The sequence below is a fragment of the Streptomyces sp. NBC_00286 genome (assembly GCF_036173125.1).
Lineage (GTDB): Bacteria > Actinomycetota > Actinomycetes > Streptomycetales > Streptomycetaceae > Streptomyces.
In genome coordinates this window covers 6,045,194-6,061,320 of the sequence record NZ_CP108054.1, presented here as the reverse complement: position 1 = coordinate 6,061,320, position 16,127 = coordinate 6,045,194, and the positions used below count along the sequence as shown (strand labels likewise).

Genomic DNA, 16,127 nt, shown 5'->3' with positions numbered 1-16,127 from the left:
GTCGGTCAGCTCTCCTTTCCGGCAGCGCTGGGCTCGGCAGCCGCCGCCGCGGGAGCCTCGGCCTTGGGGGCCTCGGCAGCCGCCGGAGCGGACTGCTGCGGCTTACGGCCGCGACCGCCGCGCTCGCCACCACGGCCACCGCGGGCCGGGCGGTCGGCGCCGCCACCGCGGGCCGGGCGGTTACCCGCACGGGCGGCAGCGTTCTCGGCACGGACCTCGGCGATGTTCTTGACGTCGCCCTTGTAGATCCAGACCTTCACACCGATGCGGCCGAAGGTCGTCTTGGCCTCGAAGAAGCCGTAGTCGACGTTCGCGCGGAGCGTGTGCAGGGGCACGCGGCCCTCGCGGTAGAACTCCGAGCGGGACATCTCGGCGCCGCCGAGACGGCCACCACACTGGATCTTGATGCCCTTGGCGCCCGCCTTCATCGCCGACTGCATGCTCTTACGCATGGCACGGCGGAAGGAGACACGGGAGGACAGCTGCTCGGCAACGGCCTGAGCGACCAGCTGAGCGTCCGTCTCGGGGTTCTTGACCTCGAGGATGTTCAGCTGGACCTGCTTGCCCGTGAGCTTCTCGAGGTCACCGCGGATGCGGTCGGCCTCGGCGCCACGGCGGCCGATGACGATGCCCGGACGCGCGGTGTGGATGTCCACACGCACACGGTCACGGGTGCGCTCGATCTCCACCTTCGAGATACCGGCGCGCTCCATGCCGGACGTCATCATCCGACGGATGGCGACGTCTTCCTTGACGTAGTCCTTGTACAGCTTGTCGGCGTACCAACGCGACTTGAAGTCGGTCGTGACACCGAGCCGGAACCCATGCGGGTTTACCTTCTGGCCCATTACCGGGTTCCTTCCTTGCTGCTGACGACCACGGTGATGTGGCTGGTCCGCTTGCGGATCCGGTAGGCGCGGCCCTGGGCACGCGGACGGAACCGCTTCAGGGTCGGGCCCTCGTCGACGTAGGCCTCGGTGATGACAAGGCTGTCGGCGTCGGTGTGGTCGTAGTTGTGCGCGGCGTTGGCGATGGCGCTGTCCAGCACCTTGCCGACCGGCACGCTCGCGGCCTGCGGGGCGAAACGCAGGACCGCCTGGGCCTCCGTGGCGTCCATGCCACGGATGAGGTCCACCACTCGGCGGGCCTTCATGGGCGTGACGCGGATGTACCGCGCCTGGGCCCTGGCTTCCATGGTTGTCCCTTCAGTGTCTGTCATGGTCATTCACCCCGCCTTAGCGGCGCTTCGACTTCCGGTCGTCCTTGACGTGACCCCGGAAGGTGCGCGTCGGCGAGAACTCGCCGAGCTTGTGGCCGACCATGGACTCGGTGACAAACACCGGGATGTGGGTCTTGCCGTTGTGCACCGCGATCGTGTGGCCCAGCATGGCCGGGACGATCATCGAGCGACGGGACCAGGTCTTGATGACGTTCTTGGAACCGGCTTCGTTCTGGGCGTCCACCTTCTTGATCAGGTGGTCGTCGACGAAGGGCCCCTTCTTGAGACTGCGCGGCATCTAAACCCGCTCCTAGCGCTTCTTGTTCGTCTTGCGGCGGCGGACGATGTACTTGTTCGAGGCCTTCTTGGGCGAACGAGTACGTCCTTCCTTCTGGCCCCAGGGGCTGACCGGGTGGCGACCACCGGAGGTCTTGCCCTCACCACCACCGTGGGGGTGGTCAACCGGGTTCATCGCCACACCGCGAACGGTCGGACGGACGCCCAGCCAGCGCTTACGGCCGGCCTTGCCCCAGTTGATGTTGCTCTGCTCGGCGTTGCCGACCTCGCCGACGGTGGCGCGGCAGCGCACGTCGACCAGGCGGATCTCACCGGACGGCATGCGGAGGTGGGCCATCTGGCCCTCCTTCGCGAGCAGCTGCACGGAGGCACCGGCGGAGCGGGCGAACTTGGCGCCGCCACCGGGACGGAGCTCGATCGCGTGGATCGTGGTACCGACCGGGATGTTGCGGAGCGCCAGGTTGTTGCCCGGCTTGATGTCGGCCCCGGGACCGTTCTCCACCCGGTCGCCCTGCCGCAGGTTGCGCGGGGCAAGGATGTAGCGCTTCTCGCCGTCCGCGTAGTGCAGCAGCGCGATGCGCGCGGTGCGGTTGGGGTCGTACTCGATGTGCGCGACCTTCGCCGGCACGCCGTCCTTGTCATGGCGACGGAAGTCGATGACGCGGTAGGCGCGCTTGTGGCCACCACCCTGGTGGCGCACGGTCACACGACCGGAATTGTTACGGCCGCCCTTGCTGTGCAGCGGGCGGACCAGCGACTTCTCCGGCGTGGACCGCGTGACCTCGACGAAGTCGGCGACGCTGGAGCCACGGCGGCCCGGCGTAGTCGGCTTGTACTTGCGGATTCCCATTTCTCAGTCCTCGTCCGATATCGGACCAGGGCACTCCGTTAGGAGGCCTGGCCGAAGATGTCGATACGGTCGCCCTCTGCAAGGGTCACGATCGCGCGCTTGGTGTCGGCACGCTTGCCGAAACCAGTGCGGGTCCGCTTGCGCTTGCCCTGGCGGTTGATCGTGTTGACCCCGGTGACCTTGACCGAGAAGACCGACTGCACGGCCTCCTTGATCTGGGTCTTGTTGGCGCGCGGGTCGACGATGAACGTGTACTTGTTCTCGTCGAGAAGCGCGTAGCTCTTCTCGGAGACGACCGGCTTGATCAGTACGTCACGGGGGTCCGTGTACGACTTGCTCAGCGGAGTCTCGACGGTGTTCTTGCCCTCGGTGGCGTGGCGACGCGCCTTCTTGACGCGCGCCTCCTTGGCCTTCTTGGCGGCCTTCGAGGCGATGGAGGGGTGACGGATAGCCATCAGACCTCGCTCCCTTCAGTGTCGTTGGCCTTCGGGCCGGCGACGAAGGACTCGAAAGCGGCCTGGGTGAAGACCACGTCGTCCGAGACGAGAACGTCGTACGTGTTCAGCTGGCCCGGCTCCAGGATGTGCACCTGGGGCAGGTTGCGGGCGGAGAGCAGCGAGGCCTCGTCCGCGCGGTCGATCACCAGGAGCACGTTCTTACGCTCCGAGATCTTGCCGAGCAGCGACTTGGCGGCCTTGGTGGAGATCTCGCCCTCGACCACGCCGCTGACGACGTGGATGCGGTTGTTGCGAGCCCGGTCGGTGAGGGCGTGGCGCAGGGCCGCGGCCTTCATCTTCTTCGGGGTCCGCTGCGAGTAGTCACGCGGCACGGGACCGTGCACGACGCCACCACCGGCGAACTGCGGCGCGCGGGTCGAACCCTGACGGGCGCGACCGGTGCCCTTCTGGCGGTAAGGCTTCTTGCCACCACCACGGACTTCGCCGCGGGTCTTGGTCTTGTGCGTGCCCTGGCGGGCAGCGGCCAGCTGCGCGACGACGACCTGGTGAAGCAGCGGAACGCTGACCTTCTCGACGTCGAAGATCTCCGCGGGGAGCTCGACCGTCCCGGTCTTGTCGCCTGCCGGCGAAAGGATGTCAACAGTGCTCATCGGTTACCTCAGGCCCCCTTGGCCGCGGTGCGGACCAGGACGAGGCCGCCGTTCGGACCGGGAACCGCGCCCTTGATGAGCAGCAGACCCTTCTCCGCGTCAACGGCGTGGACGGTCAGGTTCTGGGTGGTGACCCGCTCGTTGCCCATACGACCCGCCATGCGGAGGCCCTTGAACACACGGCCCGGGGTGGCGCAGCCACCGATGGAGCCGGGAGAGCGGTGCTTGCGCTGGGTACCGTGACCGGCACCGAGGCCCTTGAAGTTGTGACGCTTCATGACACCGGCGAAGCCCTTGCCCTTGCTCTTGCCGGTGACGTCGACCTTCACGCCGGCCTCGAAGGTTTCGGCGGTGATCTCCTGCCCGAGCGTGTACTCGCTGGCGTCCGCGGTGCGGAGCTCCACGAGGTGGCGGCGGGGGGTCACGTCGGCCTTGGCGAAGTGGCCCTTGAGGGGCTTGTTCACCTTGCGCGGGTCGATCTCGCCGAAGGCGATCTGCACGGACTCGTAGCCGTCGGTGTCGTTCGTACGGACCTGGGTGACGACGTTCGGCCCGGCCTTGACGACGGTGACCGGAACAACACGGTTGTTCTCGTCCCACACCTGCGTCATACCGAGCTTCTCGCCCAGGATGCCCTTGATCTGCTTAGCCATTCTCAGATTCACCGGCCTCAGAGCTTGATCTCGATGTCGACACCGGCCGGGAGGTCGAGTCGCATCAGAGAGTCAACGGTCTTGGGCGTCGGGTCGAGGATGTCGATCAGGCGCTTGTGCGTGCGCATCTCGAAGTGCTCGCGCGAGTCCTTGTACTTGTGCGGCGACTTGATGACGCAGTACACGTTCTTCTCAGTGGGCAGCGGCACCGGGCCCGCGACCGACGCACCAGTACGCGTCACCGTCTCGACGATCTTCTTCGCCGAGGAGTCGATGACCTCGTGGTCGTAGGCCTTGAGCCGGATGCGGATCTTCTGTCCCGCCATGGCTACTCCGTAGTCCTGTCTCTCAATAAACGCTCTGGCGACTCGGAAGGTCCGCGTCTCTTTCCTCCGACCCACGCGGTCGGGCGTGTCGCTCCCTCACTGACACAGATATCCACAAGGGATTCCCTGCTAGGGGGTGCGATCATCGACCGCGGATCCGAGGGTGAGACACCCACCGGGCGCCTGGCCGGTACCCCGCTGACACTTCCCGGAAGATTCCCGTACGTCCGCCTCAGCGCTGCCCTGAGAGGCAGTTGAAGCGACGAGTACTGTGGGACTCGCTTCCAGTCCTCCCGGCGGGAGGCGCGCAGCATCGGCACTCAACCGAGCAACCCGGTTAGTCTGCCACACGGGGCGTTGCGCTGGCCAATCGAGCGGTAGAGGGTACCCCCGGAGTGACGTGCGTCAAACACGGGCTCGCACCAAGGGCCGTGTGCGTCACTCGGTAACCGCCGCTAATCCGCTCGCTCCCCGCTCCCCCGCGCTCCTACGCTGATCACGTACGGCGGTTATCACGGGGGAACGTTCATCATGCGTACGCACTACCCACGGACCCGGCATCTGCCCTGGTCGCCCGGCGCCACCGCGGACGACCTCCGGGTCACGGACCTGTCGGGTCTGCGGGGACGCGAGGTCGTCGTCACCGAGAAGCTCGACGGCGAGAACACCACGCTGTACGCCGACGGCCTGCACGCCCGCTCGCTCGACTCGGCCCACCACCCCTCCCGAGCCTGGGTCAAAGCGCTCCAGGGGCGTATCGGTCATGCCATCCCCGAGGGCTGGCGCGTGTGCGGGGAGAGCATGTACGCCCGGCATTCGATCGCGTACGAGGACCTGGAGAGCTGGTTCTACGGCTTCTCGGTGTGGGACGCGGACGGCCACTGCCTGGACTGGGACCGGACGGTCACGTATCTGCGCGGGATCGGGATTCCCGTGCCGCGCGTGCTGTGGCGGGGCGTGTTCGACGAGCGCGCGCTGCGGGCGCTGCGGCTGGATCCCGTGCGACAGGAGGGATACGTCGTACGGGTCGTGGACGCCTTCGGCGCGGAGGAGTTCGGGCAGCGGGTCGCCAAGTGGGTGCGGGCCGGGCATGTGCGGACGGACACGCACTGGATGCACGCGGCCGTCGTGGAGAACGGGCTCGGGGCGAGGGCCGCCCTGTGGGCCGTACGTTCGGGGGCGGCGGTCGACGTGGACGCCCTGACGCGTGCGGTGGGGCTGGCCGGCGAGGAGGACCCGGAGGCCGCCGCCCGGCTCGATCTGGTGGGGCGGTCCGGGGACGACCGGCTCGCGGGCGTGCTGGCCGCGCTGCTGCACGGAAAGCAGCGCGCACGGATAGCCGCCAAGATCGCCGCGACGGCGGGCATGCCGCTCGCACGCCGGGTCGCTGACCTCGTCGGATTGCACCCGGCGCTGCACCGGCCGTATCCGGACGAGGACCGGCGGGCCGGCCTGATACGGCTGTCGTACGCCGCCGATCTCGGTCTCCTGCACGCGGTCGCCCGGGCCACGGCGGACACGGACGAGGCACGTGAGCAGGTGGAGTGGTCGGCAATGCACGCCGAGGACATCGGCAGCCCGGAGGGGAACGGCCTGGACGAAGGCGGGCTGCGGGAAGCCTTCGCCGGTCTGCCGGGCGACGCGGCCGTCCGCTGCCGGGCCGAGGCACGGGAGGCGTACGCGCGAGGGCGCATCCACGGTCTCGACGAGGCAGTCGCCGCCACATGGCGCTGGCGCTCCGGCGACTTCCCGAAGCTGATCCAGACGGTCGGCCCCGCGGGCAGCGGCAAGAGCACCTTCGCCAGGGGGCTCCACGGGGTAGACACGTACATCTGCCTGGACGACCTGCGCGAGGCCCGCGGTTCACGCGCCGACCAGCGGGCGAACGCCGACGTCCTGCGCGAGGGTCTCGACCGGCTGGACACCGCACTGGCCACCGGTGGGACCGTGGTCTGGGACGCCACGTCCCTCAACAAGCAGCAGCGCTCGCTCGTCCACGCGATCGCCCACCGCCGCGACGCCTTGCTCACCCACACCGTGGTTCTGGTCGACGAGGACGAGCTGATACGGCGCAACGCCCGCCGTGAGCACCCGGTGCCGCCCGAGGTGCTCACCGCCCAGTTGCGCCGCTTCGGCCCGCCGTACGCGGGCGACGCGCATCGCACCTGGTACATCGGAGCGACGGGGACCATCGAGGAAGAGGTCTGAGGAACGGTGCGTACGAGCGAGGAGATCTACCACCGGGTGCGCTGGGACGCGCGCTTCGACCCGGCCCGCTTCGTGCTGGGAGTCATGCAGCGCGGCGCCGATCCCAAGCGCGTTCCGCTGCCCGCCTTCGTACCGGGCGGCGAGATCCCGTGGCACAGGGTGCTGTTCTTCGAGGCCGACGGCGAGGTGGTGTGGGACCGGACCACGGGCGTGGACCGGATCGACGCGACGGAGGCCGGGCGGGTGCGGGAGGCGCGGCGGCTTCGGGCGCCGTTCTTCACGGCCCGTACGCCGTACGCCTGGGACGGCGACGACTGGCGGCCCGCGCGCCCGCCCCACGGGACCGAGCCCGGCCCCGGCGCTGTGCGGGTCCTGACGTGGAACACCCTCTGGGACCGGTACGACGCCGACCGCATCGACAGCGCCCGGCGCAGGCCTCTGCTCCTGCGGGCCCTGCGGGATGCCGACGTGGACGTGATCGCGCTGCAGGAGGTCGAGGCGGAGCTGCTGGGCATGCTGCTCCGGGAGCCGTGGGTACGGGCGGACTGGACGCTGGCCATGGACCCTCGGGCGCGGGACGTGGACGAGTACGGTCTGCTGCTGCTGAGCCGGATGCCGGTCCGCGAGGCCGCGTTCCACGAGCTGGGGCCGCACAAGGCGGTGACCGCGGTGGTCGTGGAGACGGGAGTACGGCCCCTCGTCGTCGCCGCGACCCACCTCAGCAGCGACCACTCCGAGAACGGCGCCGGTCGACGCGAAGCCGAACTCGCCCGTATCGCCGAGGGGTTGGCGCCCCTGGAAGACGACCTCGTCCTCATGGGCGACTTCAACGACGGCGGGGACACACCGCAAGTGACCCTCGGTATGCGGGACGCGTGGAGCCAGACGCACGGCGCCGATGACCGGACGCCGACGTTCGACCCCGGCGCCAACCCGTTGGCCGCGGTCTCCTCCCTCACCGGCCGGGCCTCCCGGCTGGACCGGGTGCTGCTGCGCTCGGAGGGCCTGCGCGTACGGCGAGCCGAGCTGTACGGCGACACTCCCACGGCTGACGGCCTCCACATCTCCGATCACTACGGAGTACGGGTCGAGTTGGCGGCGCACTCGGCGGACTCGGCCGAGACAGGGGCGTACGACGTTCTCGACGCGCGCCCGACGCCCCGTACGGCCCTGGCGTGGATCCCGCCCCAGGAGCTGTGGCCGCCCCTCCAGGACATCCGCCGGAACCACGACCCGCAGATCCACCGCTGGCCCCCACACGTCAACGTTCTCTTCGGCTTCGTACCGGAACACGCCTTTGAGCAGGCGGCATCCGTGCTCGCGGCGGCCAGGACGGCTCCTTTCGACGCCCGGCTGGAGGGCGTGCACTGGTTCGGCCACCGGGATTACGCGACGGTGTGGCTGGACCCGGCGGCGGCCGACGAGGAGCCGTGGGCCGAGCTACACCGCACCCTCGTACGCCATTTCCCCCACTGCCGAGGCCGCCACGCGGCCTTCACCCCGCACCTGAGCCTGGGCCGCACCACCGACCCGAACACCCTGGCCGCCGCCTGCGAGGCCCGGCTCACCCTCATGCCGGTACGGATCGGCGAGTTGGCGCTGCTGTCGCGGCGCGGGGACGAGCCGATGCGGTTGCGGGGGACGGTGACGTTGGGCACGGGAGAGGTGCGGTGGGCGGAGGAGGCCCCGCACCACGGGTATGAGGCTGCCGAGCACTACGGGTACGACGCCGGCGATACGGGCGTGGACTATGGGTTCGGGGACGGGTACGAGGCCGCCGACATGGACGTAGCCGACGCCGGTGCGGCAGACACCGCCGTGGCCGACGCCGGTGCGGCAGACACCGCCGTGGCCGACGCCGCTGTGGCAGACCGCATCACCCATCGCATCGCGCAGGCCCTCCCCGACGGCGTCGTCCACGTCGTCGGCTCCCGGCGCATGGGCTGCGCGCTGCCGGGAGCGGACCTGGACCTGGTGGCGGCACTACCCGGCACGGTTGAACTCGCCGCCGTACAGGCGAAGTTGACCGAAGCCTTGCCCGAGGCGAGCGACATGCGGGAGGTGGTCGGGGCGCGCGTACCCGGCCTGCGGTTGTGGCTGGACGGGCTGGACGTGGACGTGGTCGTCGTGGCGACCGGTTCGATGGACCCCACCGAGGCGGTGGCCCACCGGGCCGAGTTGGGCGAGGCGGCGGCGATCGCGCTCAGCGCGGTGAGCGACGCCGACGCGCTCCTCGCTTCTGTCGACAACCACGGACCGGCCTTCGCCCGGCTGGCCAGGCAGGTCAAGGCGTGGGCGAAGGCACGCGGCCTGGATTCGGCACCGTTCGGCGGGCTGCCGGGCCTGGCCTGGTCCGTCCTGGCGGCCCGTACGGTGCGGGAGGCCGGCGAGCTGCCCCCGGCCGATCTCCTACGGCACTTCTTCGCGACGTGGGCGGCCTGGGACTGGCGGGTCCCGGTCGGCGAACCAGGTGACCGGGGCGAACCGTCTCGCCAGTCCCTCCCCCTCACGATCACGACACCGTCCGACCCGGTCCGCCCCTGCACAGACCAGGTCACGCCGGGCATGCGAGACCTCATCACCCAAGAACCGTTCCGTGCCTGGGAGTTGCTGGACTCGACCCCGGACCCGTTCCCCTGGCCCGAGTTGCTGTCTCCTCCCCCACTGCACCGCCGCCACGCGGCCTGGGCGGTCGTGGAGTTGGGCCCCGGCGCTGACGCGGGCCGGGTACGGGGAAGGATGCGAGCCCTGCTGACCGACCTGTCGGAGGCGACCCCGGCCACCCACGCCTGGCCCCGCCCCTTCACCACGGACCCACTCCGCTACGCCATCGGCCTGGGCCTCAACCCACCGGCTCCGGCCCACCTCGCGGCTATCGCGGAACGCCGACTGCGCGGCCTAATCGGGGTCACGCTGAGGAGAGTTGAGGGCGGCGAGATCCCGACGCTGTACTGATCGGGCGTCAGCTCTCGGATCCACCCGGCGCGGCGCCCGCCTGGCCGGACTGCTCGCCACCGAGCAACTCCGTTCCCGGGAGCTCGCGTTGGAAGCAGCCGGCCACATCGTGGCCGAACTGGCGGCCAACGCCGCGACGCACGGCCGCATCCCCGGCCGCGACTTCCGGCTCGCGCTCTGGGCGTCACGCAGGGCCCGCCCCCGCGCAAGACGGTCTGGGCCGAGTGCTCCCCTGAAGCAACGCCGCACAGCGTGAACAGCACACGGCGTGAACCGCGCACGCACATTTCGTCGATATTCGCCGTTACACAGCGCTGTTAGGATCGGCACATGAGCGAGCTGGCCACCATCACTTCCCTTTCCGATCCCGCGATGCAGCGAATTCTCGACGTCACCAAGCCGTCGAGAACCAGCATCAAGACGGTATTGATCGAGGACACCGAACCCCTTATGCAATGCCTGGCAGCGGGGGTGGAATTCATCGAGGTGTACAGCAGCGACAGCATTCCGTTCCCGTCCGAACTGCTCGACCTCTGTCAGCAGCGAAATGTGCCGGTCCGCCTCGTCGAATCGTCGGTCGTCAATCAGCTGTTCAAAGGGGAGCGAAAGGCCAAGACGTTCGGCATCGCACGCGTCCCCCGCCCGGCTCGGTTCCAGGACATCGCGGAGCGCGGCGGAGACGTCGTCGTACTCGACGGCGTGAAGATCGTCGGCAACATCGGCGCGATCGTGCGGACTTCACTCGCACTGGGGGCCTCGGGAATCGTCCTGGTCGACAGCGACCTCGCCACCATCGCCGACCGGCGTCTGCTGAGGGCCAGCCGCGGCTACGTCTTCTCCCTGCCCGTCGTCCTCGCCAGCCGCGAGGACGCGGCCGCTTTCGTCCGCGACAACGAAATGCCGTTGATGGCCTTCGAAGCGGGCGGCGAACTCACCGTCAAGGACCTCGGCGAAAAGCAGGAACGACTGGCCCTGCTGTTCGGCAGCGAAAAGGGCGGACCCTCCGAATTGTTCAAGAAGACGTCCGCCACAACGGTTTCCATCCCGATGTTCCATTCCACCGAGTCCCTCAATGTCTCGGTCTCGGTCGGCATCGCCCTGCACGAGCGGACCCAGAGGAATTTCACCGTCAGCCGCTGAGCGAAGTACCGGTAAGCCAAGCACCGGCAAGCCGAAGACCCGCAAACAGCAAAAGGGCCCGTACGACCAAAGTCGTACGGGCCCTTTGTGGAGCTCGCAGCGGAGCTACCAGGTCAAGTCAACAAGCTCACTTGTTGATCTTGGTGACCTGGCCGGCGCCCACGGTCCGGCCACCCTCACGGATGGCGAACTTCAGGCCCTCCTCCATGGCGACGGGCTGGATGAGCTCGACCTTCATCTCAGTGTTGTCGCCCGGCATGACCATCTCCGTGCCCTCAGGGAGGGTCACAACACCGGTCACGTCAGTCGTACGGAAGTAGAACTGAGGACGGTAGTTGTTGAAGAACGGCGTGTGACGGCCACCCTCGTCCTTGGACAGGATGTACGCCTGCGCCTCGAACTCGGTGTGCGGGGTGACCGAGCCCGGCTTGATGATGACCTGGCCGCGCTCGACGTCCTCGCGCTTGATGCCACGAAGCAGCAGACCGACGTTCTCACCGGCCTGGCCCTCGTCGAGCAGCTTGCGGAACATCTCGATGCCGGTGACCGTGGTGGTGGTCTTCTCCTGCTTGATGCCCACGATGTCAACGGTCTCGTTGACCTTGAGGACACCACGCTCGATACGACCGGTGACGACGGTGCCACGACCGGTGATCGTGAAGACGTCCTCGATCGGCATCAGGAACGGCTTGTCGACGTCACGCTCGGGCTGCGGGATCGCCTCGTCGACGGCCTTCATCAGCTCGAGGACGGAGTTGCCCCACTCCTTGTCGCCCTCGAGAGCCTTGAGCGCCGAGACCTTGACGACCGGCAGGTCGTCGCCCGGGAACTCGTACTCGGAGAGGAGCTCACGAACCTCGAGCTCGACGAGCTCCAGGATCTCCTCGTCGTCCACCATGTCGGCCTTGTTCAGGGCGACGACGATGTAGGGAACGCCGACCTGGCGGGCCAGGAGCACGTGCTCCTTGGTCTGCGGCATCGGGCCGTCGGTGGCGGCGACCACGAGGATGGCGCCGTCCATCTGCGCCGCACCCGTGATCATGTTCTTGATGTAGTCCGCGTGACCGGGGCAGTCGACGTGCGCGTAGTGACGCGTCTCCGTCTGGTACTCGACGTGCGCGATGGAGATCGTGATACCGCGCTGGCGCTCCTCAGGAGCCTTGTCGATCTGGTCGAAGGCCGAGGCCTCGTTCAGGTCCGGGTACGCGTCGTGCAGCACCTTGGTAATGGCGGCCGTGAGGGTCGTCTTACCGTGGTCGATGTGACCGATGGTGCCGATGTTGACGTGCGGCTTAGTCCGCTCGAACTTCGCCTTCGCCACTGGGGTCCTCCTGTGGAGTGGTTCTGTACGCCTTACTCATCGGCGCCAGGTGATCTTTGCTGGAAAGCCGGGGCCCGGGGCACTCCAGCCACGATGGTGACGGAATGCCCCAGCAAGCTCCGGAGTCAAGCCTAAAGCGTGAACTCGGGTGAGTTACTCGCCCTTGGCCTTCGCGATGATCTCCTCGGCGACGTTCCGGGGAACCTCGGCGTAGGAGTCGAACTGCATCGAGTAGCTCGCGCGACCCGATGTCTTGCTGCGGAGGTCGCCGACGTAGCCGAACATCTCCGACAGCGGAACCAGGCCCTTCACAACGCGGGCACCGGCACGCTCCTCCATGGCCTCGATCTGACCACGTCGGGAGTTGATGTCACCGATGACCTCGCCCATGTAGTCCTCGGGCGTGGTGACCTCTACGGCCATCATCGGCTCGAGCAGCACGGGGCTGGCCTTGCGCGCGGCCTCCTTGAAGGCCTGCGAACCGGCGATCTTGAACGCGAGCTCGGAGGAGTCGACCTCGTGGTAGGCGCCGTCGATGAGCGTGACGCGAACGCCCGTCATCTCGTAACCGGCGAGGATGCCGAACTGCATGGCCTCCTGGCAGCCGGCGTCGACCGAAGGGATGTACTCCTTCGGGATGCGACCACCGGTCACCTTGTTCACGAACTCGTACGAGGCGTCGCCGCCCTCGATCGGCTCGATCGCGATCTGCACCTTGGCGAACTGGCCAGTACCACCAGTCTGCTTCTTGTGCGTGTAGTCGACACGCTCGACGGCCTTGCGGATCGTCTCGCGGTAGGCCACCTGCGGCTTGCCGACGTTGGCCTCGACCTTGAACTCGCGCTTCATGCGGTCGACCAGCACCTCGAGGTGCAGCTCGCCCATGCCGCCGATGATGGTCTGGCCGGTCTCCTCGTCCGAGTGGACCTGGAAGGAGGGGTCCTCCTCCGCGAGACGCTGGATGGCGACACCCAGCTTCTCCTGGTCACCCTTGGACTTGGGCTCGATGGCGACCTGGATGACCGGCGCCGGGAAGTCCATGGACTCCAGGATCACCGGCTGCTTGTCGTCGCACAGCGTCTCACCGGTCGTGGTCTGCTTCAGGCCCATCACGGCGACGATGTCGCCGGCGCCCACCGCCGCGATCTCCTCACGCTTGTTCGCGTGCATACGGTAGATCTTGCCGATGCGCTCCTTCTTGCCCTTGACCGGGTTCAGCACCGCGGTGCCGGTCTCCAGGCGGCCCGAGTAAACCCGGACGAAGGTGAGCTTGCCCAGGTGCGGGTCGCTCATGATCTTGAAGGCAAGGGCAGACAGCGGCTCGTCCTCGGACGGCTTGCGCTTGACGACCAGCTCCGGGTCCTTGACGTCGTGGCCCTCGATGGCCTCGACGTCGAGCGGAGTCGGCAGGTAGCGCACGACCGCGTCGAGCAGGGGCTGGACGCCCTTGTTCTTGAACGCGGTGCCACAGAACACCGGGGTGACCGTGGTGTCGTTGGACTTGCCGGACGCGATGGTGATGCGACGGATCGCGGCGTACAGCTGCTCCTCGGTGGGCTCAACGCCCTCCAGGTACAGCTCCATGATCTCTTCGTCGTTCTCCGCGACGGCCTCGAGCAGCTTGCCGCGCCACTCCTCGGCGGCCTCGGCGTGCGTGGCCGGGATGTCGACGGTGTCGTACATCTCGCCCTTCGCCGCCTCGGCGGACCACACGAGCGCCTTCATGCGGACCAGGTCCACTACGCCCTTGAAGTCGGCCTCGGCACCGATCGGCAGCTGCATGACGATCGGCTGGGCGCCCAGGCGGTCCGAGATCATGTCCACGCAGCGGTGGAACTCGGCGCCGGTACGGTCCAGCTTGTTGACGAAGCAGATGCGAGGCACGCCGTAACGGTCGGCCTGACGCCACACCGTCTCGGACTGCGGCTCGACACCGGCGACACCGTCGAACACCGTCACGGCACCGTCGAGCACGCGCAGCGAGCGCTCCACCTCGACGGTGAAGTCGACGTGACCCGGGGTGTCGATGATGTTGATGGTGTAGTCGTCGTTGTCCAGCGGCCAGTGACAGGTGGTGGCGGCGGAGGTGATCGTGATGCCACGCTCCTGCTCCTGCTCCATCCAGTCCATGGTGGCAGCGCCGTCGTGGACCTCACCGATCTTGTAGGAGACGCCGGTGTAGAACAGGATCCGCTCGGTGGTGGTCGTCTTGCCCGCGTCGATGTGGGCCATGATCCCGATGTTCCGGACCCTGGCCAGGTCAAGTGAAGTGGTAGCCATAAGGCTTCGGTCTTCTCTCGGTCTCGATGTGGGTAGCGACTACCAGCGGTAGTGCGCGAAGGCCTTGTTGGACTCGGCCATCTTGTGGGTGTCCTCGCGCTTCTTCACGGCCGCGCCGAGGCCGTTCGAGGCGTCCAGAAGTTCGTTGAGCAGACGCTCGGTCATGGTCTTCTCGCGACGGGCGCGGGAGTAACCGACGAGCCAGCGCAGCGCCAGGGTGTTGGCACGACCGGGCTTGACCTCGATCGGAACCTGGTAGGTGGCGCCACCGACACGGCGGGACTTGACCTCGAGGGTCGGCTTGATGTTCTCCAGCGCGCGCTTCAGCGTGATGATCGGGTCGTTGCCCGTCTTCTCACGCAGACCCTCCATGGCGCCGTACACGATGCGCTCGGCGGTGGAGCGCTTGCCGTTAAGCAGCACCTTGTTGATGAGGGAGGTCACCAGAGGAGAACCGTAGACCGGGTCGATGATGACCGGGCGCTTCGGGGCGGGGCCCTTACGAGGCATTCTTACTTCTCCTTCTTGGCGCCGTAGCGAGAGCGGGCCTGCTTGCGGTTCTTGACACCCTGGGTGTCGAGGGAGCCACGGATGATCTTGTAGCGAACACCCGGCAGGTCCTTCACACGGCCGCCGCGCACGAGCACGATGGAGTGCTCCTGCAGGTTGTGTCCCTCACCCGGAATGTAAGCGGTGACCTCGATCCCGCTGGTCAGACGCACACGCGCGACCTTACGCAGGGCCGAGTTCGGCTTCTTCGGGGTGGTCGTGAACACACGCGTGCAGACGCCACGACGCTGAGGGGAACCCTCGAGTGCGGGCGTCTTGTTCTTCTCGACCTTGTCCTGCCGGCCCTTCCGGACCAGCTGCTGGATCGTAGGCACTACTTCTCCGGTTTCTGTGTGCCGATGGTGAAGCTAACCTGGAACGTTGCCGACCCACGCGGTCGGGTGTGTCGAATGCTGCAGACTCCCGCCGCAAGGCAGAAAGGGCGCAGATTACGGTGGCCGGTGACGGATCCCGTTGCGGTCTGAAGGCACGCACGGAAGCCAGGGCACACCCCAGGCACAAGGTCTGAGCGTACCTACCTCATACGCTGCGGTCAAAACAAATGGGCGCCGCCCAGGACCTGGGCCGTCAACCGACCGAAATCCGGACCGTCAGGCGCCCGAAGCGGCCGCCAAGACCATGATCACCAGGAAGAAGGCCCAGCCCGCGACGGACAGCCAGCCGAGGATGAGCCCGGCCGTCGCGAAGCCCTCGCCGCCCTCGTTGGTACGGCGTATCTCGGCGCGTGCCGCGTGGCCCAGGATCACCGCGGGCAGGCCGGTGATTCCGAAGGTCATCGTGGTGAGCACACCGCAGACCATGGAACCGACCGCCTTGCCGTTCGTGGGCGGCGGCTGAGCGGGCAGGAACGTCCTCGGAACCGGCGGCGCGGCGGCCAGGGGCACCGGCATGGGGCCCTGCGGGAGGTCGGCGACGAGCAGGGCCAGTTCGCCGACCGTGCGGGCCTGGTAGGCCCTCGCGATCCGCTTCTCGAGCTCGTCCTGCTGCAGGCGCCCCTCACCGAAGCCCGCTCTGAGCACGTCGACTGCGCGCTCCCGATCGGCGTGGGAGGCGAGCATCGACGAACTGTTCTGGCCCTGCCAGGGCTGCGGGCTGTTGCCGCCCTGCCACGGCTGCCACTGTGATGGGTACGACACGGACACCTCCCCCGGGGGCTGTATGCCTCCATCATCCTCTAACGCGCCAATATCGGCATCGGTT

16 protein-coding genes and 1 pseudogene are annotated in these 16,127 nt (G+C 67.8%); 4 read left to right on the top strand and 13 right to left on the bottom strand.

Translation table 11 applies throughout. The annotated features are described in order from the left end of the window. Positions 1-5: 5 nt before the first annotated feature. The 8 genes from rpsC to rpsJ are packed head-to-tail and all read right to left on the bottom strand — an operon-like array spanning position 6 to position 4,453. Positions 6-848, bottom strand: coding sequence for a 30S ribosomal protein S3 (gene rpsC / locus OHT21_RS28000; RefSeq protein ID WP_165261514.1), 843 nt, complete (start codon positions 846-848; stop codon positions 6-8). Next, positions 848-1,195 (bottom strand): 50S ribosomal protein L22, encoded by a 348-nt coding sequence (rplV, locus tag OHT21_RS27995; RefSeq protein WP_093777432.1) that lies wholly within the window; start codon positions 1,193-1,195, stop codon positions 848-850. The genes rpsC and rplV overlap by 1 nt, the downstream gene beginning before the upstream one ends. Positions 1,196-1,235: 40 nt before the next feature. Next, positions 1,236-1,517, bottom strand: a complete 282-nt coding sequence (gene rpsS / locus OHT21_RS27990) for a 30S ribosomal protein S19 (RefSeq protein ID WP_007384069.1) — start codon at positions 1,515-1,517, stop codon at positions 1,236-1,238. Positions 1,518-1,529: 12 nt separating this feature from the next. Continuing rightward, positions 1,530-2,366, bottom strand: a complete 837-nt coding sequence (rplB, locus tag OHT21_RS27985; protein ID WP_328771076.1) for a 50S ribosomal protein L2 — start codon at positions 2,364-2,366, stop codon at positions 1,530-1,532. A gap of 38 nt (positions 2,367-2,404) precedes the next feature. Then, on the bottom strand, positions 2,405-2,821 hold the full coding sequence (rplW, locus tag OHT21_RS27980) for a 50S ribosomal protein L23 (RefSeq protein WP_165337681.1): 417 nt from the start codon (positions 2,819-2,821) through the stop codon (positions 2,405-2,407). Next, positions 2,821-3,474 (bottom strand): 50S ribosomal protein L4, encoded by a 654-nt coding sequence (gene rplD / locus OHT21_RS27975; RefSeq protein WP_328771075.1) that lies wholly within the window; start codon positions 3,472-3,474, stop codon positions 2,821-2,823. The genes rplW and rplD overlap by 1 nt, the downstream gene beginning before the upstream one ends. A gap of 8 nt (positions 3,475-3,482) precedes the next feature. After that, the gene (gene rplC / locus OHT21_RS27970) at positions 3,483-4,127 is read right to left on the bottom strand and encodes a 50S ribosomal protein L3 (protein ID WP_165337683.1); all 645 of its coding nucleotides are present in this window, start codon (positions 4,125-4,127) and stop codon (positions 3,483-3,485) included. A gap of 17 nt (positions 4,128-4,144) precedes the next feature. Then, on the bottom strand, positions 4,145-4,453 hold the full coding sequence (gene rpsJ / locus OHT21_RS27965; protein ID WP_003948644.1) for a 30S ribosomal protein S10: 309 nt from the start codon (positions 4,451-4,453) through the stop codon (positions 4,145-4,147). A 531-nt stretch (positions 4,454-4,984) separates the two neighbouring features. Between rpsJ and OHT21_RS27960 the strand changes: the two genes are divergently transcribed. The 4 genes and pseudogenes from OHT21_RS27960 to nshR all read left to right on the top strand — a co-directional run bounded on the left by OHT21_RS27960 (position 4,985) and on the right by nshR (position 10,756). After that, positions 4,985-6,661 (top strand): RNA ligase family protein, encoded by a 1,677-nt coding sequence (locus OHT21_RS27960; protein ID WP_328771074.1) that lies wholly within the window; start codon positions 4,985-4,987, stop codon positions 6,659-6,661. Between the two features lie 6 nt (positions 6,662-6,667). After that, a complete protein-coding gene (locus OHT21_RS27955; protein WP_328771073.1) occupies positions 6,668-9,616 on the top strand; it encodes a poly(A) polymerase in 2,949 nt (982 codons plus the stop codon). Then, positions 9,585-9,797: pseudogene (locus tag OHT21_RS44780) on the top strand (hypothetical protein); the annotation flags it as partial. The gene OHT21_RS27955 and the pseudogene OHT21_RS44780, both read left to right, overlap by 32 nt. Before the next feature lie 149 nt (positions 9,798-9,946). Next, entirely contained in the window at positions 9,947-10,756 is an 810-nt protein-coding gene (gene nshR, locus OHT21_RS27950) for an NshR/TsnR family 23S rRNA methyltransferase (RefSeq protein WP_328771072.1), read from the top strand. Positions 10,757-10,883: 127 nt separating this feature from the next. On the opposite strand, the gene tuf is transcribed toward nshR, so the two are convergent. The 5 genes from tuf to OHT21_RS27925 all read right to left on the bottom strand — a co-directional run bounded on the left by tuf (position 10,884) and on the right by OHT21_RS27925 (position 15,985). After that, positions 10,884-12,077, bottom strand: coding sequence for an elongation factor Tu (gene tuf, locus OHT21_RS27945; protein ID WP_033319627.1), 1,194 nt, complete (start codon positions 12,075-12,077; stop codon positions 10,884-10,886). Between the two features lie 153 nt (positions 12,078-12,230). Next, on the bottom strand, positions 12,231-14,357 hold the full coding sequence (gene fusA, locus OHT21_RS27940) for an elongation factor G (protein WP_328771071.1): 2,127 nt from the start codon (positions 14,355-14,357) through the stop codon (positions 12,231-12,233). 39 nt (positions 14,358-14,396) lie between these two features. Then, the gene (gene rpsG, locus OHT21_RS27935; protein WP_003992340.1) at positions 14,397-14,867 is read right to left on the bottom strand and encodes a 30S ribosomal protein S7; all 471 of its coding nucleotides are present in this window, start codon (positions 14,865-14,867) and stop codon (positions 14,397-14,399) included. 2 nt (positions 14,868-14,869) lie between these two features. Beyond that, positions 14,870-15,241 carry a 30S ribosomal protein S12 gene (gene rpsL, locus OHT21_RS27930; protein WP_003948652.1) on the bottom strand — a complete coding sequence of 124 codons (372 nt, stop codon included), beginning with the start codon at positions 15,239-15,241 and terminating at the stop codon, positions 14,870-14,872. Positions 15,242-15,517: 276 nt separating this feature from the next. Then, positions 15,518-15,985, bottom strand: coding sequence for a DUF1707 and DUF4190 domain-containing protein (locus OHT21_RS27925; protein WP_328774243.1), 468 nt, complete (start codon positions 15,983-15,985; stop codon positions 15,518-15,520). Between the last annotated feature and the right edge of the window lie 142 nt (positions 15,986-16,127).